Raw genomic sequence first — 22995 nt, forward strand, 5'->3', positions numbered from 1 at the left:
GCAACCCATATGAAAAAGTGAACAGGGGCAGGATATTAGCACAGGGTCGGGGATGGCTTTACGGCCACCTTCACTGTGGACAACTGCAGTGACAATCGGGGCCATGCAGGCCCCGATCTTTGAGGTTTCAGGTGATATCGGCGTTTTCCGGGGCATCCAGGCCCATGGCATGCAGGCGGGCATAATAGCCATTGGCCCCCAGCAGCTCGGCATGGGTACCGCGCTCCACCAGACGGCCCTGGTCCATCACCAGGATCATGTCGGCCTTCTCGATGGTCGACAGGCGGTGGGCGATCACCAGCGTGGTGCGGCCTTGCATCACATGGTCCAGGGCTGCCTGGATATGCCGCTCGGACTCGGTGTCCAGCGCAGAGGTGGCCTCGTCGAGGATCAACAGCGGCGCGTTTTTCAGCAGCGCCCGGGCAATCGCCAGGCGCTGGCGCTGGCCGCCGGAGAGCAGTACGCCGTTCTCGCCGACTTCGGTGTCGAAGCCCTTGGGCAGCTGGTCGACGAACTCCTTGGCATAGGCGTCGGCCGCCGCGGCCTCGATGTCCGCGCGCGGCGCGCCGGCCAGGTCGCCGTAGGCGATGTTGTTGGCCACGGTGTCGTTGAACAGGGTGACGTGCTGGGTGACCTGCGACACGTGCCGGCGCAGGTTGCGCAGCCGGTACTCCTCGATCTCCACACCGTCGAGCAGGATCTGCCCTTCAGTGTGGTGGTAGAAGCGCGGGATCAGCGCCGCCAGCGTCGACTTGCCGCTGCCGGAGCGGCCGACCAGGGCGATCATCTGCCCAGGCTCGGCAGTGAAGCTGATATCGCTGAGCACCTGGCGCTCGGTGCCTGGGTAGGTGAAGCTGAGGTTGCGCACTTCCAGGCGGCCTTCGACCCGCGCTTTCTCGACGGTACCGGTATCGACCTCAGGTTCTTCGTCGAGCTGCTCGAAGATGCTCTCGGCACCCGCAAGGCCCTTCTGGATGGTCGAGCTGACTTCGGAAAGCTGGCGGATCGGCTTGGGCAGCAGGCCCGCGGCAGTGATGTAGGCAACCATGTCACCGGCCGACGCATCGCCGCGCAGGAACAGCACCAGGAACATCAGCGCGGCCATGGCGGTGTAGATCACCAGTTGCAGCATTGGCGTGTACAAGGCGCCGGTCTTGGTCATGCGCAGTTGCTTGTCGGTGTTGCTCTGGCTGGCGTTGTCGAAACGCTGCTGCTCGTAGGCCTCGCCGCCGAAACTGCGCACCACCCGGTAACCCTGGATGGTCTCGGACGCGACGTGGGTCACGTCGCCCATGGCCACCTGAATCTTCTTGCTCTGCTTGCGGAATTTCTTGCTGGCGGTACTTACCATCACCGCGATCACCGGCAGGATGGCGAGCATGACCAGGGTCAGTTGCCAGTTCATCCACAGCAGGTAGACGAACAGGAAGACCACGGTGAGGCCCTCGCGGATCACCACCTTGATCGCATCGGTGGCAGCACCGGTGACCATGGTCACGTTGAAGGTGATGCGCGAGATCAGGTGCCCGGAGTTGTGGTTGTCGAAATAGCGGTTGGGCAGCACCAGCAGCTTGTTGAACAACTCGACCCGCAGGTCGTGCACCAGGCACAGCGACACCTTGGCCAGGAAGTAGTTGCCCAGGAACGAGCCCAGGCCCTGCCAGGCCGCGATCAGGATGATCAGCAGCGGCACGGCCTGCAGCAGTTGCAGGTCGCGCAGGTAGGGCACGCTGGGGAACAGGACGGCCTCAGGGTTGCTCAGGCCGTCGACGAAGTACTTGAGAATGCCGGCCAGCATCGGCTGGGTAGAGGCGAAGATCACGAACCCGACGATACTCAGCAGGAAAATGCCGACGTAGGGTTTCACGTAGCTCAGCAGCCTGAAGTAGATCTTCAGGCTGGAGGAGTTCTCCGCCGGGAGCGGTGTTTCGGCCATCATCGAGCTCGCTGTTCAGGTTGAACCGGCGATTTTACCACAGGGTTGTTGCGGTTCATGTGCCCAGGGCAACAACATCACCAGCGCCACCGGCAGCCAGCTGATGAACCATTCGGCGCGCGGTGTGCCGGTCAGGCTGGCGGCGTCGAACTGCATGGCCAGGGTGGAGAACACCCAGAAGCCGAACAGGACCTTGCCGAACAGCGTGGCGCGGGCCCGCACGATCTCGCCCAGGGTGATCAGCCAGACCGCCGTCCACAGCAGCATGCCGGGCAGGCCCAGCTCCACGGCGACGTGCGTGAACATGTTGTGGGTGTGATCGAACTCCAGGCCCGCCGCCTGCACGCGGTAGAAAGCCCCCATACCAAGGCCGCCCAGCGGATGCTCGCTGATCATCTGTAGTGATGCCTGGAAGATCTCTGGACGGTACGAGGAACCCCGCTGGGCGATCAACTCATACATCAGATAGACGGCCGCGGCGGTCGCGAGAGCCGCCATGAGCGCGAACAGGCTGCTGCTGCGAGTGCGATGCCAGAGCGGCGCCAGGATCACCGTGGCCACCAGCGCAAGGGCGGCACCACGGCTCTGGCTGAGCACCACGAAGGCCCCCAGGCATGCCAGCGCAAGCGCCCACGCCAGTTGCAATCCGCGCTGGCGTGGGTTGCTGTACAACAGCCAGAGCGCCGCCGCTGCGACCACATAGCCACCCAGGATCGGGTGGGAAATTTCACCGATACCCTCGATACGCTCCACCAGTGGCTCATGCTGCACCCCGTAGAAACGCACCGCCGAAATCAGCGCCGCCAGCGCCAGCAACCCGCCGCCCAGCATCATCAGGCGCCAGACGCGCTCAATGCCCGCCTGCGCCAACAGGGGAAAGGCCATCAGGAACAGCAGGATATACAGCAGCCGCTTGACTTCGCGCGAGCCATCCGCAGCGGTGGACCATGCCAGTGTCACGGCACACCAGGCCAGCAAGCCCAGCAGCGCGAGCCACAATGCCGGCTGACGACGCCAGGCCTCGATGAATACCTGCCGGGCCGACCAGGCCAAGCCCAGCGTAGGCAACCACAGGAACAGAATCAGACCCTGTTGGTAAATCTTGTTGCTCGGCGCCAGTGCGATCGCCGCCAGAAACCAGACAAAACCCAACCCCAGCCAGGCCTTGGCCCAGCGCTTTTCGTACAACATCCCTTCCCCTCGTTGGAACCCAGACACACCAGCAATGGTGCTAACAGATAATTTTCGGCATCATTGCCGGTCAATTTGCCTGCCCATGAAGACAAGGCCAGAACTCATGCAATGCTCCCGGCTCTCCCAGACCGACTTTGATCGGCTGACACTCGGCGCCAAGGTGCTAGAGGCAGATAGCCATGGCGCCAAAGTCTACCTGCTTGAGGATGGCAATATCCTCAAGGTTTTTCGCCGCAAGCGTCTGATTTCATCTGCGCTGCTACGCCCCTACTCGCAGCGCTTCATCGACAACGCCCAGCGCCTGGCGCAACTGGGCTTGCCTACCCTGGAAGTGATCAGCCATCACAAGCTGCCACTGCCAGGCCGTACCGCCGTACTGTATCGCCCACTGCCGGGCGATACCCTGCTGGGCCTGTCCCGCCAACCCGGTTTCAGTTGGGACACGCTGTTGCCACGGCTGATCGAGCTGGTCCGGCGCCTGCATCGCTCGGGTATCTACTTCCGCTCGCTGCACCTGGGCAACGTGGTGCAGACCCCCGAAGGGCTGCTCGGGCTGATCGACGTGGCCGACATGCGCTTCCTGCGCGCGCCGCTGTCAGCGCGGATGGTACAACGCAACGTGCAGCACATGGCGCGTTATATCGAGCGCGAACAGCTGGACCAGCAGTTCCCCCTCGCACAGTTCCAGGCGGCCCTGATCGGCCAGTAAACCTCAGCCCCCCAGCAGGCTTGCCGAGCCGGCCTTGAACGCCGCCCAGCCCTGCTCGGGCGCCAGCGCCTGCCATTGCTCCCGCGCCACTGCCACGCCATCGCACGTGGCGCAGCTGGCGATGGCCTCTGCCCAGCTGGGCTGGTCGCCAACCGGCAGATAGCGGCCCGCTTCACCCAACTGCTCTCGAAACACCGGCAGGTCACTGCAGATCACCGGCACCCCGGACAGCACGGCTTCCTGCAGCACCAGCCCGAGGCCTTCCGAGCGCGAGGGCACCAGCAACCAGTCGAAGGCCGGGTACAGCCGCGCCAGATCATCACGGTGGCCGCAGAAACGCACGCTGTCGGCCACCCCCAGCGCCTCGGCGCGGGCCTTGAGCTGCGTACGCAGCTCGCCATCACCCAGGATCACCAGCTGTGCGCCCGGCTGCCGTGCGCGTGCCTCGGCGAAGGCTTCGATCAGCAGCGCAAAGCCTTTGCTCTCGACCAGCCTCCCCACCGCACCCAGCACCGGCCCGCCGTCCGGCAGGCCCAGCGCCTGGCGAGCCTGCTCGCGCCCCAGCAACTGCTGGCCGAACGCCTGGGGGTCGAGGGCGATCCGTACGGTGCGCACCGGCCGCCCAAGCGTCTGCTCAAGCGTGCGCGCCAGGGTGGCCGACACCGCCGCGACCCGTAGCCGCTCGGCCGGGAACTGGCGGAACAGGCGTACATCCCTGGCATTCAAGCGGGTCACACCATGGAACAGCACAGCCACCTGCAAGCCGGGCAGGCGGTGCAGCAGTGGCAGCAGCAAGCGTGCGACACCAACCCCGTCCAGCAGCAGCACATCGGCCGCCGCTTCACGCAGCGCACGCAGCATGCGCCAACGCACCCAGGTCAACGTCAGACGATGGGGCAAGCGCCCCTTGAGTACGCGTGACGGCAGGTGCCAGCTGCGGGTTTCCCCGACACCACTGCACAAGCCATCGCCAAGCAACAGCCAGTTGCAGACCTGCGCCCCCACCGGGGCGTGCGCCAGCACCTGGCGGTGGACAGTGTGTACGGACATGAACGGTGAACCACCCGACCACATCACATTGACGATATTCAACGGTATCGCGCCCCTAGGGTCATACGGATCAGCCAGCCAACCATTCGATCAAGCGATGCGCATCAGCAATCGCTGCCAGAAGGTCAGCGGCGGATGCGGCCGCAGAGGGGGCTCCATATGTTCGACAATGCTTCGCCCGACCTGCGCAAAGCTGAAGCGTGATGTTGCCAACTCGCGCCCATTGTCGGCGATACGCGCCGCTAGCGCTGGATCTTCGCGCAATTGCTGCAACTTGGCCTGCAGTGCCGGGATGCTGTGGTACAGCACCACGTTGTGCATGTCGACCAGGCCCAGGGCTCGATTTTCCTCCTCCCCCTGGTCGTACGCCAGCAGCACGCAACCACAGGCCATGGCCTCGAAGTTCTTGATCATGTATTCGCCCATGCCCACGTCGGCACTGACGAAAAAGCGGATGCGGTTGAGGGTATTGCAGTAGTCCTCACCCGACTTGGTGCGGGTCACCACCAGGTTCTCTACTTGCCCCAACTCGTCCAACAGCGCCTTGCGGCCGCTGTAGGCCACGCTGTTGGTACTGCCGACGAAGGCCAGCTCGATATCGCGCTCACGCCCCTGGTCGGCCAGCAACTGCTCGTCGTAACCCTTGGGCACGAACACCGCGTCGAAGCCTTCCTGGCGCAAGCGTTCACTGACCATGTAACCGGAACTGATCACCCGCGCCCACGGCAGTTGGCGGTAGTGCGCACTGAACTTGCCGGTGTACTTGCAGGGGATGTAGTTCTGGTAGGCGTCGTGCTCGAGAATCACCAGGTTGGGGACACTGCGAATGAACGCTACCTGGCGGATCTCCTGCTTGAATCGCAGGAAGAACACGATGCGGTCATAGCGCGTGACGTCCACTTCGCGCTTGAAGTAGCGGCGCAGGTTGCGTTGGTCTTCGTCGCTCACCCAACGCAGGTCGCAGTCGCAGTGGGCCGCGACGCCGTCATACAGGCGGTCGAGAATTGCCCGTTGTTCCTTCTGCACCAGAAATAGGACTTTCATTGCGTTCCTTGGGCGCTCGGCGCTATCGCGGTCATCATGGGTCATGCTCACAGGTCGCGGCGCCAGAACAACTCGTGCCGGCGCACGGCCTTGCGGAAGAATTCGTTCTCGCCATAAGGCGATGGGTGGCGGCCCGCCAGCCAGCGCTGCAGCACACGGCGCAAGCGGCGCTTGAACGCAGCCGGGGGCTGCAGGTCATGCATCATGCCCAGGGCCATGGCCTTGTCACGCTGGGTTGCGGTGTCCAGTACCAGGCTGCAGGGCGCCCAGGCTTCGCTGCTTTCCAGCTGCGGCGGCAAGGCCACGCCGTCGCCACTGTCGCCCATCGGCCAGCGGTCGTTGTCGTGCAGGTGGTTGGCATAGCACAGCAGTGTCTCGGGCTGCCAGGCCAGGCCTTGCAGCGCTTCGCGCACGGCAGCCTGGGCGCAGATGTGGTCGGGGTGCGGGTCGAGGGTCGGGTGCGGCATCACCAGCACTTGCGGCCTGGCCAGCGCCAGCAAGGCGCGCAGGTCGGCCAGCAGGTTGTTCCAGGTGGGAGCGCCGTCAGCATCGGCGGGCAGCGGGAACGGGTTGAAGCAGCGGAACGGGCGGATATCGGCCATGTCCGCTTCACGCGAACCCTGGGCCTGACCCGGCGCCGCCTGCATGGCGGGCAATTGCAGGCAGAAGTAGCCCAACTGCACGCAACGCGACTCCGGCACCCCTGCCCAGCGTGGCACGGCAATGCTGTCCCATGCCCGCAGCCGGCCCTTGAGCCGCGCAGCCTCGGCCTTTTGCATACCCATCTGCTGGTAGTGCTCGGCTTCGATCTCGCCAGCGGTCAGGGTCACCACCCAGGTTTCCTCGGCCTGACTGTACAGGCCGTAGGCGGCCAGTTCGGCGTCGTCGGCGTGGGGTGCGATCACCATCACCCGCCGCTTGCGCAGCTCGATGGCCGGGGTTATCCACAGGCGCGGTGTACCCTGCAGCCGGCAATGGCGCCCGCGCAGGTGCAACGTGCCCGCCGCCAGCGGCTCGGCCAGGCCGGTGAGGTTGAGATAACGCACGCCGTTGGCGCCGCGCTCGAAGGTCTGCACATCTTGATCCGTGCCACCCAGCAGCTCGACGCGCGGATCGAGGAAGCGCCCCAGCCAGCCACTCTTGATGGCCACTTCCAGGACCAGTGTCTCGTCGCCCTGCAAGACAGCATCGGTGCGCAGCAGATCACCTTGCAGCGTCGCGCCCGCTTCGCGGGTCTGCTCGCCAAAACGGTAGGCGTAGTCTTCACCGGGCGCATAGAACAGGTGGTCAGCGAACCACGCCTCGTGGGCCGCCCACAGCAGCGGCAGCAGCAACAGCGGCAGCCACCACCAGCTGAACACGCCCAGTGCAATCAGCAGCACGAGCGCGGTCAACAGGCCCAGGCGCTTGTTGCGCCGATGGCGCTTGAGCAGTTGCTGCTTGCGGCTCACGACTGGAATACCGGCACAGGGTTGCACCAACGGTCCTTGTACTCACGGTCGGCACGGCCAAAGGAGAACCGCAGCGCCTTGCCACGGGTGTTGGCATCCTCCCAGGCGGCCTGGGTGTTGAGGAAGCTCAGCACGCTGCCGGGGCTGAACGCCTTGGTCTCGGGGTCGACGCCACCGTTGACGTACTCGACGCTGATCCACTGCGGCGCTTCGACGCGATAAATCAGTTGGATGGCGATGGGGGCTTCGTTGAGGAACAGCACCGAACCGACCAGCAGCTCACGCAGGCGCTCGACCACCCCGGCCATGTGCGCCGCACCGGTGGCCGGGAAGCCCCAGCGGCGCTGGAACAAGTCGCAGTACATGGCGGCGATCTGCGCCGAGGTGAACTCACTGATCGGCCGCACCTGCCCGCCCGCCTCTTCCAGCAGGCGCAGTTCGCGGCGCTGGTTGTAGCGGAACTTCTTCGACAGGTCCTCATGCGGGCGGGCCATGGCCAACTGCTCGGGCTGTGCCTTGAGGCCGCTGAAGCGGCCCTGGTTGAGCTCCGACAGATAGCGCCCGGCATGGCGCAGCGGCGCGGCCGCATCGGCGGCGGCCGGCAGGATGATCTCGGCATTGCCCAGGTCGAACAGGCCTTTCTTGCCATGGCGCTTGAGCACGTCCTTGGACAGCGCCAGGTGGCGCCCCCACACCGGCAAGGCGGCCTTGATTTCACCACCCTGTGGATAACCGAGGTAACGCACCGGGATCTGCGCCAGGTCGGCCAGTTGCTCGATCACCCGCGGGTGCGTGGCGACACTGCCGCCAAAACGCTGCCAGGCCTCGCTGTAAGCAGCCGCATCGATGACCTGCCAGCCGCGCTCGCGCCAGCCTTGGATAAAGTTGAGCATCAGGCCTCCGCAACCAGTGCACGGACTTGCGGCAGTTGCCAGAACGTCTCGCGTACCGCCCGATCACTGAACCGCTCACCCAGGCGCTGCAGCATGTGCTGGGCACAGGCCGCCTGCTGCTGCGCATCCAGCCCGGCCAGGTGCTTCAGGCCCTGGGCCAGCTGCGTGGTGTCACCCAGCGCGAACAATACGCCCACCCCTTCGACCACCTCGCGCGCACCGCCGCAGGCCGTAGCCAACAGCGGTACGCCGGCGACCATGGCTTCGAGCAGGACCATGCCGAACGGCTCATGGTCGGAGCTCAACGCGAAGACATCGAACGCCTTGAAATAACGACGGGCATCCGGCACCTGGCCGAGGAAGTCGACCTGGGCGGCAATCCCCAACTCGGCGGCCAGCGCCTTGAGGTTCGACTCCAGGCGGCCCTTGCCCAGGATCGCCAGGCGCGCACCGGCCGGCAGCCCCGGCAGCGCTTCGGCAAAGCCGCGCAACAGCGTGGCCTGATCCTTGTCCGGGTGCAGGCGGCCGACGTTGCCGACCACCCAGGCCTGCTCGTCGAGCCCCAGCGCCCGGCGCGCCTCGCTGCGCGGCACCAGGCTAGCCTGGAGCGCCTCGACATCGATGCGGTTGTAGAGGGTCTGGATACGCTCGGCAGGCCACTGCGCCAGGCAGCGGCGCATGTCGTCGCGCACGGCGTCCGACACGCCGAGCAGGCTCAGGCGCTTGCGGAACAGGTTGGCGAACAGGCGCCGGCCCTTGCGCTCGTAGTCGCCGAAGGCATGGTGCACGCCGATCACCGGCAAGCCGGTGCCCAGCAGCGCGACATAGATCGGTTTGAAGCGGTGGGCAATGCAGAAACTGAAGTTGCGCTGCGCGGCGATCTTGCGCAGCGCAGCGATGGCGCCCAGCTTCAGGCCGCGCACGGCCTTGGAGCTGAACTCCAGGAACAGCACCTCGTCCGAGGCGCAGCCGGCCGCTACTTTCGCATCGGCTGCCCCGGTGAGGAACACGGTGGTGACCTTGTAGCCGCTGCCCTGGAACAGGCTGGCGTACTGACGGGCGCAATCGAGGAACGGCCCGTCATAGCCGTGGCAGAACTGCAGGATCCGCGGTTCAGAGCGGCTGGTCATAAGGCGCAGCGCCGTCCTTGACCACCAGGATGTCTTCCATGATCAGGTACTGCAGGTCCGAGCCGAAGAACATGTTCAGCGCATCGGTCGGCGAGCAGATCATCGGTTCGCCACGGCGGTTGAGCGAGGTGTTCAGCGACACGCCGTTGCCGGTGAGGTTTTCCAGCGCCTTCATCATGTCGTAGTAGCGCGGGTTGTACTCGCGCTTGAGCACCTGGGCACGGGACGTGCCGTCTTCGTGGACCACTTCCGGCACGCGGGTCTTCCACTCTTCAGCCACTTCGAAGGTGAAGGTCATGAACGGTGCCGGGTGGTCGATCTTGATCATCTGCGGCGCGACGGTGTCGAGCATCGACGGGCAGAAAGGCCTCCAGCGCTCGCGGAACTTGATCTGGTGGTTGATGCGGTCGGCCACGCCCGGCACGCTCGGGCAACCGATGATCGAACGACCACCCAGGGCACGCGGGCCGAACTCCATGCGGCCCTGGAACCAGGCCACCGGGTTGCCGTCGACCATGATCTTGGCGATCTGCTCGGGCATGTTCTCAAGCTTGCGCCATACCGGTTTGCTCGGGTGACGGGCGCAGGCGGCGATCACGTCCTCGTTGGAGTACGCAGGGCCGAGGTAGACGTGTTCCATCTTCTCGACCGGCACGCCGCGGGCGTGGGACACATAGGCCGCCGCACCGACCGCGGTACCGGCATCGCCGGAGGCCGGCTGCACGAACAGCTCCTTGACGTCCGGGCGGGCGATGATCTTCTGGTTCAGCTTGACGTTCAGCGCACAGCCGCCGGCGAAGGCCAGCTTGCCGGTTTCTTTCAGCGTGTCGCCCAGGTAGTGGTCGATCATCTGCAGGGCGAGTTTCTCGAACAGCGCCTGCATGCTGGCCGCGTAGTGGATGTACGGCTCGTCGGCGATGTCGCCTTCGCGTTTCGGGCCCAGCCACTCGATCAGCTTGGGCGAGAAGTAGAAGCCCTTGCCCTGCTCTTTATAGCGGCGCAGGCCGATGACGTTGGCGTACTCGGTATTGATCACCAGTTCGCCGTTTTCAAAGCTGGCCAGGCGCGAGAAGTCGTATTTGCTGGCATCGCCGTACGGCGCCATGCCCATGACCTTGAACTCGCCGTCGAGCATTTCGAAGCCGAGGAACTCGGTGATCGCGCCGTACAGGCCACCCAGCGAATCCGGGTCGAAGAACTCTTTGATCTTGTGGATCTTGCCGTTCTCGCCGTAGCCGAAGAAGGTGGTGGCGTATTCGCCCTTGCCGTCGATCCCGAGGATCGCGGTCTTCTCCTTGAAGCCCGAGCAGTGGTAGGCACTGGAAGCGTGGGCCAGGTGGTGCTCGACCGGCTCGATCTTGATCTTCTTCGGGTCGAAGCCCAGTTGCTCCAGGCACCAGACGATCTTCTTGCGGTAGCGCTTGTAGCGGCGGTTGCCCATCAGCAGCGCGTCGAGGGCGCGGTCCGGGGCGTACCAGTAGCGCTTGGCATAGTGCCAGCGGGCCTTGCCGAACAGACTGATCGGGGCGAAGGGAATGGCCACCACGTCGACGTCCGACGGCTTGATGCCGGCCTGTTCCAGGCAGAATTTCGCCGACTCGTAGGGCATGCGGTTCTTCGCATGCTTGTCACGCACGAAGCGCTCTTCTTCGGCGGCGGCAATCAGCTTGCCGTCGATGTACAGGGCCGCGGAAGGGTCATGGCTAAGGGCGCCGGACAGGCCAAGAATCGTCAGTGCCAAGGGGTTAGCCTCTCAAATCGGTAGAAGTGCGCCAGCGACCCGTTGGGCGGATGGCGGCTAAAGGGCGGGATTATAACGCAAACGACATGCACTGCACGGTCGTTGTAGGAGCGGCCTTGTGCCGCGAAAGGGGCGCAAAGCGGCCCCAGGGTTTGAGCTTCTCTGCGAGCATCGCCGGGGCCGCCTTGCGGCCCTTTCGCGGCACGAGGCCGCTCCTGCAAAGGGCGTGGTGCCGGACTATTCGGCGATCAACCAGTCCATGCGGAAGCTACCGGCGGTCTGCGCCAGCTCTTTGGCCAGCCAAGGCAGCAGCTCCTTGAGCTCGTCCTCAAGGCCCCACGGCGGGTTGGCGATGGCCAGGCCCGAGCCGTTCAGGCCCTGCGGGCTGTCCTGGTGGTGCACGTACAGCTCCACCCGCAGCAGCTTGGGCGCGCCGGTGCTGGTCAGGTCCTGGTAGAAGCGGGTCAGTGAGCGCTGGTCCTTGATCGGGTACCAGATCGCCGCGACGGTCTGGCGCATGCGGCCGATCGCCTCTTTCATCGCCACGGTGCAGCGCTTGAGCTCGTCGGCCTGCTCGAACGGCGGGTCGATCAGCATGATCGCGCGCTTTTCCTGCACCGGCAGCAGGGCCCGCGGAATGTGCCAGCCCTCGCCCAGGTGCACGGTAACGCGCGGGTCTTTCTTCATGTTCTCTTTGAGCAGCACGCCGTCTTCAGGGTGCTTTTCGTTGAGCTGCGCACGGTCCTGCTCGCGCATCAGGCGCCGAGCCAGCTCGGGCGAGCCCGGGTAGTAGCGCAGCTCGCCGTTCTTGTTCAGGCGCTTGATGACGCCCATGTAGTCGGCGGTAACAGCCGGCAGGTCATCGCGATTCCACAGGCGGGCAACGCCTTCGAGGTATTCACCGGTGCGGCTTGCCTGGTCGCCCTGCAGGTCGTACAGGCCAAGCCCGGCGTGGGTGTCGATATAGGCGAACGGCTGCTCCTTGCGCGACATCAGGGCGATGAGGCGGGTGAGCACGATGTGTTTGAGGACGTCGGCGTGGTTGCCGGCGTGGAAGGCGTGACGATAGTTCATGGCGGCTCCTGCGGGGGCGGCAAGTTTACCTTGTCGCGAAGGAGACGTCAGGTGCGGCGGTCGAGCGGTTTGAGCCGCATCGCCGGCAAGCCGGCTCCCACAGGTTCAATGTGACCTCTGTGGGAGCCGGCTTGCCGGCGATGAAGGCGACGCCGATTCAGCAGGTATTACTTGTCGGCGTGATACTGCGCGTCAGCGGTTTCAAAACGCGAAACCATGCTGTTCGACGGGCTGCCCAGCTTGCTCACCAGGAAGATGGCGATGCTGGCGAACAGGAAGCCCGGGATGATCTCGTACAGACCGGTACCCAGCTGCTTCCACAGGATCACGGTCAGCGCACCGACCACGATACCTGCCAGCGCGCCATTGCGGGTCATGCCTTTCCACAGCACCGAAAGCAGCACCACCGGGCCGAAGGCGGCACCGAAGCCAGCCCAGGCGTAGGCCACCAGGCCCAGCACGCGGTTCTCAGGGTTGGCGGCCATGGCAATGGCGATCAGCGCAACGGCCAGCACCATCAGGCGGCCGACCCACACCAGCTCCTGCTGCGAAGCGTTCTTGCGCAGGAAGCTCTTGTAGAAGTCTTCGGTCAGGGCACTGGAGCACACCAGCAGCTGGCAGCTCAGGGTGCTCATCACCGCCGCCAGGATGGCCGACAGCAGCACACCGGCGATCCATGGGTTGAACAGGATCTTGGCCAGCTCGATGAACACGCGCTCATGGTTCTCGGTGACTGGACCTGCGAGGTCCGGGTGCGCCGAGAAGTAGGCGATGCCGAAGAAGCCCACGGCACAGGTACCGGCCAGGCACAGGATCATCCAGGTCATGGAGATGCGGCGGGCGTTGGCGATCGACTTCACCGAGTCGGCGGCCATGAAGCGCGCCAGGATGTGCGGCTGGCCGAAGTAGCCCAGGCCCCAACCCATCAGCGAGATGATGCCGATGAAGGTAGCGCCCTTGAACATGTCGAAGTGCGCCGGGTTCACCGCCTCGATGGCGAGGAAGGTGGTGTCGAAGCCACCGGTGGAGATCAGCACGATGATCGGCGTGAGGATCAGCGCGAAGATCATCAGCGAGGCCTGTACGGTGTCGGTCCAGCTGACCGCCAGGAAGCCACCGACGAAGGTGTAGGCGATGGTGGCCGCGGCACCGGCCCACAGGGCGGTTTCGTAGGACATGCCGAAGGTGCTTTCGAACAGGCGTGCGCCGGCGACGATGCCCGAAGCGCAATAGATGGTGAAGAACACCAGGATCACGATGGCGGAGATGATCCGCAGCACACCGCTGTTGTCTTCAAAGCGGCTCGAGAAATAATCCGGAAGGGTCAGCGCATCGCCATTGTGCTCGGTCTGCACGCGCAGACGGCCGGCAACGAACAACCAGTTGAGGTAGGCGCCGACGGTCAGGCCGATGGCGATCCAGGCTTCGGAGAGGCCGGCGAAGTAGATGGCGCCCGGCAGGCCCATCAGCAGCCAGCCGCTCATGTCGGAGGCACCGGCGGAAAGCGCGGTCACCACGCTGCCGAGGCTGCGGCCACCGAGGATGTAGTCGGAAAGGTTGTTGGTGGAGCGATAGGCGGCGAAGCCGATCAGCACCATTGCCGCGATGTACACCACGAAGGTGATGGTTAGAGGATTGCCCATGAGTTGTGCCCTGGCGTTGTTTTTATCTCCAGCGACCGCCGTGCGTGACGACGGTTGCACCCAGGCGGCGCATCCTATGCAACAACATGAACGAGGTGCAACCACTTTTCATTTGCAAGTTGCACCCGTTCCTGCATTTTCCACTAAAACCGTGTTTTTGCTCCATTTCGGAGCAAAAACAGCGTTTTCCATAACAAAAAGCACCGAGAAAGACCTTTTCCGCTGTACGGAAACGCCCTTCAGACGAGTTGCACCTTTGCCGTCAAAATTTCGGGTTGCACCCGGTTGCACCCGAATTGTCCTACAGGCTAATCTTGCCTCCAGCTTAGGTCACACCCGTGGCCAATAACGAGGATAAGAAATGGCGACGACCACCCTTGGGGTCAAACTTGACGACCCAACCCGTGAGCGACTCAAGGCAGCTGCGCAGTCCATCGACCGCACGCCGCACTGGTTGATCAAGCAAGCGATCTTCAACTATCTCGAGAAGCTCGAGGGTGGCGCCACCCTGAACGACCTCAACGGCCACGCCGTCAACCTGGGCGACGAGGCCGGCGAAGCGCCGACCGACCACGCCCACCAGTGCTTCCTGGAGTTCGCCGAAAGCATCCTGCCGCAATCGGTGCTGCGCTCGGCGATCACCGCCGCCTACCGCCGCCCCGAGCCGGAAGTGGTGCCGATGCTGCTGGAGCAGGCGCGCCTGCCGGCCGCCCAGGCCGAAGCCACCAACAAGTTGGCCGCCAGCCTGGCCGACAAGCTGCGCAACCAGAAGAGCGCCGGTGGCCGTGCCGGTATCGTCCAGGGCCTGCTGCAGGAGTTCTCCCTGTCCTCGCAAGAAGGCGTGGCACTGATGTGCCTGGCCGAAGCCCTGCTGCGCATCCCCGACAAAGGCACCCGCGACGCGCTGATCCGCGACAAGATCAGCACCGGCAACTGGCAGCCGCACCTGGGCAACAGCCCGTCGCTGTTCGTCAACGCCGCGACCTGGGGCCTGCTGCTGACCGGCAAGCTGGTCAGCACCCACAACGAATCCGGCCTGACCTCCTCGCTCACCCGCATCATCGGCAAGAGCGGCGAGCCGATGATCCGCAAGGGCGTCGACATGGCCATGCGCCTGATGGGCGAGCAGTTCGTCACCGGCGAAACCATCGCCGAAGCCCTGGCCAACGCCAGCAAGTTCGAAGCCAAGGGCTTCCGCTACAGCTACGACATGCTCGGCGAAGCCGCGCTGACCGAGCACGACGCACAGAAGTACCTGGCCTCCTACGAGCAGGCGATCCACTCGATCGGCAAGGCGTCGCACGGGCGTGGCATCTATGAAGGCCCAGGCATCTCGATCAAGCTCTCGGCCCTGCACCCGCGCTACAGCCGCGCCCAGTACGAGCGCGTGATGAGCGAGCTGTACCCGCGCCTGCTGTCGCTGACCCTGCTGGCCAAGCAATACGACATCGGCCTGAACATCGACGCCGAAGAGGCCGACCGCCTGGAGCTGTCGCTGGACCTGCTCGAGCGCCTGTGCTTCGAGCCGTCGCTGGCTGGCTGGAACGGCATCGGCTTCGTGATCCAGGCCTACCAGAAGCGCTGCCCGTACGTGATCGACTACGTCATCGACCTGGCCAAGCGCAGCCGCCACCGCCTGATGATCCGCCTGGTAAAAGGCGCGTACTGGGACAGCGAGATCAAGCGCGCCCAGGTCGAAGGCCTGGAAGGCTACCCGGTGTACACCCGCAAGGTGTACACCGACGTGTCCTACGTCGCCTGTGCCCGCAAGCTGCTGGCGGTCCCGGAAGCCATCTACCCGCAGTTCGCCACCCACAACGCCCACACCCTGTCGGCCATCTACACCATCGCCGGGCAGAACTACTACCCGGGCCAGTACGAGTTCCAGTGCCTGCACGGCATGGGTGAGCCGCTGTACGAACAAGTTGTAGGCAAGGTCTCCGAAGGCAAGCTGAACCGCCCGTGCCGCGTGTACGCCCCGGTCGGTACCCACGAAACCCTGCTGGCCTACCTGGTACGCCGCCTGCTGGAAAACGGCGCCAACACCTCGTTCGTCAACCGCATCGCCGACCACTCGATCTCGATCCAGGAACTGGTCGCCGACCCGGTCGCCAGCATCGAGCGCATGGGCACCCAGGAAGGCAGCATCGGCCTGCCGCACCCGCGCATCCCGATGCCGCGTGCGCTGTATGGCAGCGAGCGGGCCAACTCGGCCGGTATCGACATGGCCAACGAACACCGCCTGGCGTCGCTGTCCTGCGCCCTGCTGGCCACTGCCCACAACGACTGGAAAGCCGCCCCGCTGCTGGCCTGCGCCGCCAGCGAGCAAGCCGCGGCACCGGTACTCAACCCATCGGACCACCGCGATGTGGTCGGCCACGTGCAGGAAGCCACCGTTGCCGACGTCGACAACGCCATCCAGTGCGCGTTGAACGCCGCGCCGATCTGGCAGGCCACCCCGCCGGCCGAGCGCGCCGCGATCCTGGAACGTGCCGCCGACCTGATGGAAGCCGACATCCAGCCGCTGATGGGCCTGCTGGTACGCGAAGCCGGCAAGACCTTCGCCAACGCCATCGCCGAAGTGCGCGAAGCGGTGGACTTCCTGCGCTACTACGCGGTGCAGGCACGTAACGACCTGCGCAACGACAACTGCCGCCCGCTGGGCCCGGTGGTGTGCATCAGCCCGTGGAACTTCCCGCTGGCGATCTTCTCCGGCCAGGTGGCCGCAGCGCTGGCCGCCGGCAACCCGGTACTGGCCAAGCCCGCCGAACAGACCCCGCTGGTCGCCGCCCAGGCCGTGCGCCTGATGCTCGAAGCCGGTATCCCTGAAGGCGTGCTGCAACTGCTGCCAGGCCAGGGCGAAACCGTCGGCGCCGGCCTGGTCGGTGACGAGCGCGTCAAGGGCGTGATGTTCACCGGTTCCACCGAAGTCGCCCGCCTGCTGCAACGCAACATCGCCGGCCGCCTGGACAACCAGGGCCGCCCAATCCCGCTGATCGCCGAAACCGGCGGCCAGAACGCCATGATCGTCGACTCCTCGGCCCTCACCGAGCAGGTGGTGATCGACGTGGTGTCCTCGGCCTTCGACAGCGCCGGCCAGCGTTGCTCGGCCCTGCGCGTGCTGTGCCTGCAGGAAGACTCCGCCGACCGCGTGATCGAGATGCTCAAGGGCGCCATGGCCGAAAGCCGCCTGGGCAACCCCGAGCGCCTGTCCGTGGACATTGGCCCGGTGATCGACGCCGAAGCCAAGGCCGGCATCGAGAAGCACATCCAGGGCATGCGCGACAAAGGCCGCACCGTGTACCAGGTGGCCATCGCCGAGGGTGAAGAAATCAAGCGCGGCACCTTCGTGATGCCGACCCTGATCGAGCTGGAAAGCTTCGACGAGCTGCAGCGCGAGATCTTCGGCCCAGTCCTGCACGTGGTGCGCTACAACCGCAAAGACCTGGACCAGCTGATCGAGCAGATCAACGCCTCCGGCTACGGCCTGACCCTGGGCGTGCACACCCGCATCGACGAGACCATCGCCAAGGTGGTGGGCAACGTCAACGCCGGCAACATGTACGTCAACCGCAACATCGTCGGCGCCGTGGTCGGTGTGCAGCCATTCGGTGGTGAAGGCCTGTCCGGCACCGGCCCGAAAGCCGGCGGCCCGCTGTACCTGTACCGCCTGCTGTCGACCCGCCCGGCCGACGCCATCGCCCGCCACTTCCAGGCCGACGATGCCCGCAGCCCAGCCGACACCACCCTGCGCGACCAGCAGATCAAGCCGCTGAACACGCTCAAGACCTGGGCAGCCGGCAGCCAGCTGAGCGACCTGGCCGCACTGTGCGAGCAGTTCGCTGAACAATCGCAGAGCGGCATCACCCGCGTATTGCCTGGCCCGACCGGCGAGCGCAACAGCTACAGCGTGCTGCCACGCGAGCACGTGCTGTGCCTGGCCGACAACGAAGCCGACCTGCTGGCGCAGTTCGCGGCGGTGCTGGCGGTGGGTAGCTCGGCGGTGTTCCAGGACGGCGAGCCGGCCAAAGGCCTGCGCGGTCGCCTGCCGAAGGAGCTGCAGGGCAAGATCAAGCTGGTGGCGGACTGGAACCAGGATGACGTGGCGTTCGACGCGGTGATCCACCACGGCCATTCGGACCAGTTGCGCGGCATCTGCGAGCAGGTGGCCAAGCGTGCCGGTGCGATCGTTGGTGTGCATGGGTTGTCGAGCGGCGATCATCAGATCGCCCTGGAGCGCCTGGTGATCGAGCGGGCGGTGAGTGTGAACACCGCTGCTGCCGGCGGTAACGCCAGCCTGATGACCATCGGCTGACGCTGGTTGTCGGTTAACGAAAAAGGAGAGCCTCGGCTCTCCTTTTTCGTTGGTACTGACCTAATCGTCGTAGTGGTAACGGCATTGCAGGATGGTCAGGGTTCCTGCTTCATAGAAGAAGACCAATCGGTGTTCACGAGTAATGCGGCGAGACCAGAAACCTGACAAGTCACCTTTGAGCGGCTCTGGCTTGCCGGTACCTTTGAAAGGGCTACGCAAACACTCGCAGATCATCGCATTGATGCGCTGGAAGATCCCGAAATCACTGACTCGCCAGTAACCGTAATCCTCCCAACCCTCCGTAGTGAAGGCCACACTTGTGGTACTTCGCGCTTCAGTCTTGTTTCGTTGCTTGGCTTTCACGTTCATCGAGTGCCAGTTCCTGGGTAACGGCCTTACCAGCCCGGAGCTGAGCAATGGAAGAACGAAGACGCTTGGCGTTTGCAGACGATTCCAGCAGGTACATGGTCTCGCGCATGCCGTTGTAATCCTCGAGCGAAATCATCACGACCGGCTCACCACGCTGGCGCGTGATGACAGCCGGCTCGTGGTCCCTGCATACGTCGTCCATTGTCTGCTTCAGATCGGCGCGTGCCTGGCTGAAAGTCAGTACATGCATTTTTCTTTCCTTTCCAGGTAGCGCCTGGATCAGTTCCCGGGGGCCAACAAGCCTGATGGCAGGTCTGCGCTGTGCGACTTGACCTGCCAAACATTGTACAAACTTGAGTACAACTCGCAAGGTCGAGTTTTGAAACGATTTAGAGAACTGATCGCCGCCGGGAAAGGCGGATATGGAACCGGATTCTCTCCAGCGGCAGAACAGCGTTAAGTCCTGCCGCCATGTAGGAGCTGTCCCAAACCGGCGCTTGGCGCGATATCAAGGCAGCCCCAATCCCATGGCAGTGCACAACTGGCGTGGCAGCGGGCTTCCTCGCGATGCCCTTTTGGGTTCAACGCCCCATGCCCAGCTCGGCATCGTCCATCAGCGCCCTGGCCAGCGCGCTCAGGTAGTACGACGCCCATAGCAACTGCGGCTTTTCCTCCATGATCCCGGTGATGGTCAGGTCGCGCACACAGCCCATCAACTCCGAAGCCTGGTCACGGGCATGCTGGCAAGGGATGCCGGGCTCGATGCAGAACAGCGGGTCGGTCATGCCCTCGCCTTGGTAGAACTTGGTCTTGCCTGCGGTGGTTTTGGGGTTGGTGTCTTCTATGGTCATTGCTCAATCTCCCAGAGACTCTTCGGTGCCTGGGCCGGCCCTATCGCTGGCAAGCCAGCTCCCACACGGTGACGTGTACGCCGTACCTGTGGGAGCCGGCTTGCCGGCGATGAGGCCCGCCTGAACAACACAGCGCTCGTGGCCTAATGCATCGCCTGCGGCTGACCGAGCATCTGCACCTGAATCAACGCCGATTCGAGCAACACCCGCAGCGACTCGACTTCATGCATCGATGCCAGCATCAGGATCGAAGCCGGCGTCTTGGGCTGCAACAACACCGCCTGATGGGCCACGGTCACCGCACACAAGGCGTACTCAGTGGCCTGGATCAGGGTGTCTTCAAGGGAATGATGGTTGTGGGGCGGATCGGGGACGATCTTTAGCATGGTCATAGTCCTGTTCGTGAATAAGAACCACCACCGCATGCTGTCAAACAAGAAGGTGGCAGCTGTACATGGGTTGACAGACCGGTGAACAGAACCAGAAACCGGCGCACACGAAGGTGCCCCACGCACAGCTGCCGTAAAAGCTAAGCCATGCGGTTTGTTCAGGGCGGCCTGTCAAAGCCGGTCACTGTTTTTTACAGCGACCGCCCGAGACTAGATACCAACCCAGAGCACCGCAATGGCTTGAATGAGGTCAGAAGCCTGCTTGGGAAACGGACTACAAGCAATAGGGAAAAGCTGAGAAAGCGCACACAAATCGCAATCAAATGCCAACCTAATAGATAGCATGACGTCCTGACACCCAGGACCAATCCGCTCTAAACTCGCCCGAGCCACTTCCACCAACACGGAGTCAAGGGAGGTCAACATGAGTACAAAGGCATTGAACAGGTCGAGGGCCGACAACCCACACATCGAGGCAGTCCAGCGCATTCGTCAGCTCGCACAGATTCTGTTACGTAACCCCGACGAAGCCAGGGCGTTCTGGGTAAAAACCGGGGTTTTCACTGAAGAAGGTGAACTTAAGGCTCCTTACCGCTAGATGTATCAATTCCTTCCCTCATTCGTCCTCGGTTTCCATGGCTGTGATCGCGAGGTAGGCGAAGCCATCCTCGCAGGCGAACCCATTTCACCCAGTGTCAATGCTTACGACTGGCTCGGTGAGGGCGCGTATTTCTGGGAAAACAGCCCCGACCGAGCGCTTAGTTATGCCCAACGCCTGAAGGAACATAAGCGCGGCCAAGGAAGTATAAAAAGCCCCTACGTAATTGGGGCTGTCATCAACCTCGGCTTGTGTCTGAACCTCACGGACGAAGGCGCACTACAAGAGCTTGGTGTCGCCTACCATTTGCTGATCGATAAAGGTGGCGTAATTCCTGAAAACGCGCGGGGCTTCCCAGGCGATACGGACAACCTCAAGCGGTACTTGGACTGCGCTGTTTTCCAACTCCTTCACACAGCCCGAGAGCTTGTTGAGTTAGAGCCCTATCAATCCATCCGTTCTCCTTTTCTGGAAGGCCCCGAACTCTACCCCGGCACCTCCTTCCGACAGGAGACGCACATTCAGCTCTGTGTACGTGATGTCAGCTGCATCAAAGGTTTTTTTCGGCCCCTAAAATCAGACGGCATGCTGTTCTTAGCTTAATGTCCACCTGAAAATCGCTGTCAGGCGAGCCAACACGTACCCGGATGCTATTAGCGATAAGTCAGCGCATATCAAATACATGGCACCTTTTTCAGCGCTCCTTCTGGAGCCATATCACCCAGACCAATTAACCTGTTCCCCGCATCAAGCCCCAACCTAGACTCGCAGCACCCCGAACCAGGAATGCCGCCATGTCCGAGCAACTCCTCAGCAGCCGCAACCTCGCCTTCGAACTCTACGAAGTCCTCGATGCCGAGGCCCTGACCCAGCGCCCGCGCTTCGCCGAGCACAGCCGCGAAACCTTCGACGCCGCGCTGACCACCGCCCGCACCATCGCCGAAAAGTACTTCGCCCCGCACAACCGCAAGGGCGATGAAAACGAGCCACGCTACGTGGACGGCCGCGCCGAGCTGATCCCGGAAGTGAAACCGGCCGTAGACGCCTTCCTCGAAGCGGGCTTCCTCAACGCCAACCGCGATTTCGAAGTGGGTGGCATGCAGCTGCCCAGCCTGATATCGCAAGCCTGCTTCGCCCACTTCCAGGCCGCCAACGCCGGCACCACGGCCTACCCGTTCCTGACCATGGGCGCGGCCAACCTGATCGAGAGCTTCGGCAGCGAAGAACAGAAGCGCCTGTTCCTGCAACCGATGATCGAAGGCCGCTACTTCGGCACCATGGCCCTCACCGAGCCCCACGCCGGCTCCTCGCTGGCCGACATCCGCACCCGCGCCGAGCCTGCCAGCGATGGCAGCTACCGGCTCAAGGGCAACAAGATCTTCATCTCCGGCGGTGACCACGAACTGTCCGAGAACATCGTGCACATGGTCCTGGCCAAGCTGCCGGGCGCACCGGCTGGGGTGAAAGGCATCTCGCTGTTCATCGTGCCCAAGTACCTGGTCAACCCCGACGGCAGCCTCGGCCCGCGCAACGACGTGCTGCTGGCCGGGCTGTTCCACAAGATGGGCTGGCGCGGCACTACCTCCACCGCGCTCAACTTCGGCGACAACGGCCAGTGCGTCGGCTACTTGGTCGGCCAGCCGCACCAAGGCCTGGCCTGCATGTTCCAGATGATGAACGAGGCGCGTATCGGCGTCGGCATGGGCGCGGTGATGCTCGGTTACGCCGGCTACCTCTATTCACTGGAGTACGCCCGCCAGCGCCCCCAGGGCCGCCTGCCGGACAACAAAGACCCACAAAGCCCGGCGGTGCCGATCATCGAGCACAGCGACGTCAAGCGCATGCTGCTGGCGCAGAAGGCCTACGTGGAAGGCGCCTTCGACCTGGGCCTGTACGCCGCCCGGCTGTTCGACGACACCCACACGGCGCCGGATGAAAACATCCGCCAGCAAGCCCAGCAACTGCTCGACCTGCTCACCCCCATCGTCAAATCCTGGCCCTCGACCTTCTGCCTCAAGGCCAACGAACTGGCGATCCAGATCCTCGGCGGCCACGGCTACACCCGCGAATACCCGGTCGAGCAGTACTACCGCGACAACCGCCTGAACCCGATCCACGAAGGCACCGAGGGCATCCAGTCCCTCGACCTGCTGGGCCGCAAGCTGGCGCAGAACGGCGGCGCCGGGCTCAAGCAACTGATCCGCCTGATCGCCGGCACCTGCGAGCGCGCCAGCCATCACCCGAACCTGGACAACCTGCGCCAGCCCCTGGAGCAGCTGGTCAATCGCCTGCAAGCGGTCACCCTCGCCCTGCTCGGCGACCTGGCCCAGGGCAAGGTCGCCGGGGCCCTGGCCAACTCGGCGCTGTACCTGAAGGCCTTCGGCCACTGCGTGATCGGCTGGCGTTGGCTGGAGCAGGCCATCCATGCCGAAGTGGGCTTGCTCAAGGGCAACGACCGCGACTTCTACCAGGGCAAGCTGCAGGCCGCGCGTTATTTCCTCACCTGGGAAGTACCGGGCTGCCATAATGACCTCGCCTTGCTCGAGGCCCGCGACGATACGTGCCTGGGCATGCAAGAGGGGTGGTTCTAGGGGGAGCCACCGCGCCA

General features: G+C 63.9%; 18 protein-coding genes. 4 read left to right on the top strand and 14 right to left on the bottom strand.

From position 1 onward, the window contains the following. Positions 1–127: 127 nt before the first annotated feature. The gene (gene msbA / locus L6D77_RS07245; protein WP_232882546.1) at positions 128–1936 is read right to left on the bottom strand and encodes a lipid A export permease/ATP-binding protein MsbA; all 1809 of its coding nucleotides are present in this window, start codon (positions 1934–1936) and stop codon (positions 128–130) included. 15 nt (positions 1937–1951) lie between these two features. Next, positions 1952–3127 (bottom strand): O-antigen ligase family protein, encoded by a 1176-nt coding sequence (locus L6D77_RS07250; RefSeq protein WP_232882547.1) that lies wholly within the window; start codon positions 3125–3127, stop codon positions 1952–1954. Positions 3128–3233: 106 nt separating this feature from the next. On the opposite strand from L6D77_RS07250, the gene L6D77_RS07255 reads away from it, so the two are divergent. Then, a complete protein-coding gene (locus tag L6D77_RS07255) occupies positions 3234–3839 on the top strand; it encodes a BUD32 family EKC/KEOPS complex subunit (RefSeq protein WP_232882548.1) in 606 nt (201 codons plus the stop codon). Between the two features lie 3 nt (positions 3840–3842). Here the strand turns inward: L6D77_RS07255 and L6D77_RS07260 are convergent, their stop codons facing one another. The 8 genes from L6D77_RS07260 to putP form a co-directional block, all read right to left on the bottom strand. Further along, positions 3843–4931 (bottom strand): glycosyltransferase, encoded by a 1089-nt coding sequence (locus tag L6D77_RS07260; RefSeq protein WP_232882549.1) that lies wholly within the window; start codon positions 4929–4931, stop codon positions 3843–3845. 48 nt (positions 4932–4979) lie between these two features. Next, positions 4980–5933 carry a glycosyltransferase family protein gene (locus L6D77_RS07265; protein ID WP_232882550.1) on the bottom strand — a complete coding sequence of 318 codons (954 nt, stop codon included), beginning with the start codon at positions 5931–5933 and terminating at the stop codon, positions 4980–4982. Between the two features lie 47 nt (positions 5934–5980). Further along, complete coding sequence (locus tag L6D77_RS07270; protein WP_232882551.1) at positions 5981–7384, bottom strand: PIG-L family deacetylase; 1404 nt, start codon at positions 7382–7384, stop codon at positions 5981–5983. Further along, on the bottom strand, positions 7381–8277 hold the full coding sequence (locus L6D77_RS07275; protein ID WP_232882552.1) for an antimicrobial resistance protein Mig-14: 897 nt from the start codon (positions 8275–8277) through the stop codon (positions 7381–7383). The genes L6D77_RS07270 and L6D77_RS07275 overlap by 4 nt, the downstream gene beginning before the upstream one ends. Continuing rightward, positions 8277–9407, bottom strand: a complete 1131-nt coding sequence (locus L6D77_RS07280) for a glycosyltransferase (RefSeq protein WP_232882553.1) — start codon at positions 9405–9407, stop codon at positions 8277–8279. Before L6D77_RS07280 ends, L6D77_RS07275 begins: the two co-directional genes overlap by 1 nt. Beyond that, positions 9391–11148, bottom strand: a complete 1758-nt coding sequence (locus L6D77_RS07285) for a carbamoyltransferase family protein (RefSeq protein WP_232882554.1) — start codon at positions 11146–11148, stop codon at positions 9391–9393. Before L6D77_RS07285 ends, L6D77_RS07280 begins: the two co-directional genes overlap by 17 nt. Positions 11149–11385: 237 nt before the next feature. After that, the gene (locus L6D77_RS07290) at positions 11386–12222 is read right to left on the bottom strand and encodes a 23S rRNA (adenine(2030)-N(6))-methyltransferase RlmJ (RefSeq protein WP_232882555.1); all 837 of its coding nucleotides are present in this window, start codon (positions 12220–12222) and stop codon (positions 11386–11388) included. Between the two features lie 167 nt (positions 12223–12389). Continuing rightward, positions 12390–13865 carry a sodium/proline symporter PutP gene (putP, locus tag L6D77_RS07295; RefSeq protein WP_232882556.1) on the bottom strand — a complete coding sequence of 492 codons (1476 nt, stop codon included), beginning with the start codon at positions 13863–13865 and terminating at the stop codon, positions 12390–12392. 361 nt (positions 13866–14226) lie between these two features. On the opposite strand from putP, the gene putA reads away from it, so the two are divergent. Further along, positions 14227–18180 (top strand): trifunctional transcriptional regulator/proline dehydrogenase/L-glutamate gamma-semialdehyde dehydrogenase, encoded by a 3954-nt coding sequence (gene putA, locus L6D77_RS07300; protein ID WP_232882557.1) that lies wholly within the window; start codon positions 14227–14229, stop codon positions 18178–18180. Positions 18181–18240: 60 nt separating this feature from the next. Here putA and L6D77_RS07305 read toward each other — a convergent pair whose 3' ends face one another. The 4 genes from L6D77_RS07305 to L6D77_RS07320 all read right to left on the bottom strand — a co-directional run bounded on the left by L6D77_RS07305 (position 18241) and on the right by L6D77_RS07320 (position 19786). Further along, positions 18241–18549, bottom strand: a complete 309-nt coding sequence (locus L6D77_RS07305; RefSeq protein WP_232882558.1) for a Txe/YoeB family addiction module toxin — start codon at positions 18547–18549, stop codon at positions 18241–18243. Continuing rightward, positions 18515–18799 carry a type II toxin-antitoxin system Phd/YefM family antitoxin gene (locus tag L6D77_RS07310; protein WP_232882559.1) on the bottom strand — a complete coding sequence of 95 codons (285 nt, stop codon included), beginning with the start codon at positions 18797–18799 and terminating at the stop codon, positions 18515–18517. The genes L6D77_RS07305 and L6D77_RS07310 overlap by 35 nt, the downstream gene beginning before the upstream one ends. Positions 18800–19130: 331 nt before the next feature. Then, a complete protein-coding gene (locus L6D77_RS07315) occupies positions 19131–19400 on the bottom strand; it encodes a DUF3077 domain-containing protein (protein ID WP_232882560.1) in 270 nt (89 codons plus the stop codon). A gap of 143 nt (positions 19401–19543) precedes the next feature. Continuing rightward, complete coding sequence (locus L6D77_RS07320; protein ID WP_232882561.1) at positions 19544–19786, bottom strand: hypothetical protein; 243 nt, start codon at positions 19784–19786, stop codon at positions 19544–19546. A gap of 601 nt (positions 19787–20387) precedes the next feature. Between L6D77_RS07320 and L6D77_RS07325 the strand changes: the two genes are divergently transcribed. Further along, positions 20388–20990 carry a hypothetical protein gene (locus tag L6D77_RS07325; RefSeq protein WP_232882562.1) on the top strand — a complete coding sequence of 201 codons (603 nt, stop codon included), beginning with the start codon at positions 20388–20390 and terminating at the stop codon, positions 20988–20990. A gap of 191 nt (positions 20991–21181) precedes the next feature. Next, entirely contained in the window at positions 21182–22978 is a 1797-nt protein-coding gene (locus L6D77_RS07330; RefSeq protein ID WP_232882563.1) for an acyl-CoA dehydrogenase, read from the top strand. The last annotated feature ends 17 nt before the right edge of the window (positions 22979–22995 follow it).

Origin of the sequence: Pseudomonas parasichuanensis (assembly GCF_021601385.1) — a bacterium.
GTDB classification, from domain to species: Bacteria; Pseudomonadota; Gammaproteobacteria; order Pseudomonadales; family Pseudomonadaceae; genus Aquipseudomonas; species Aquipseudomonas parasichuanensis.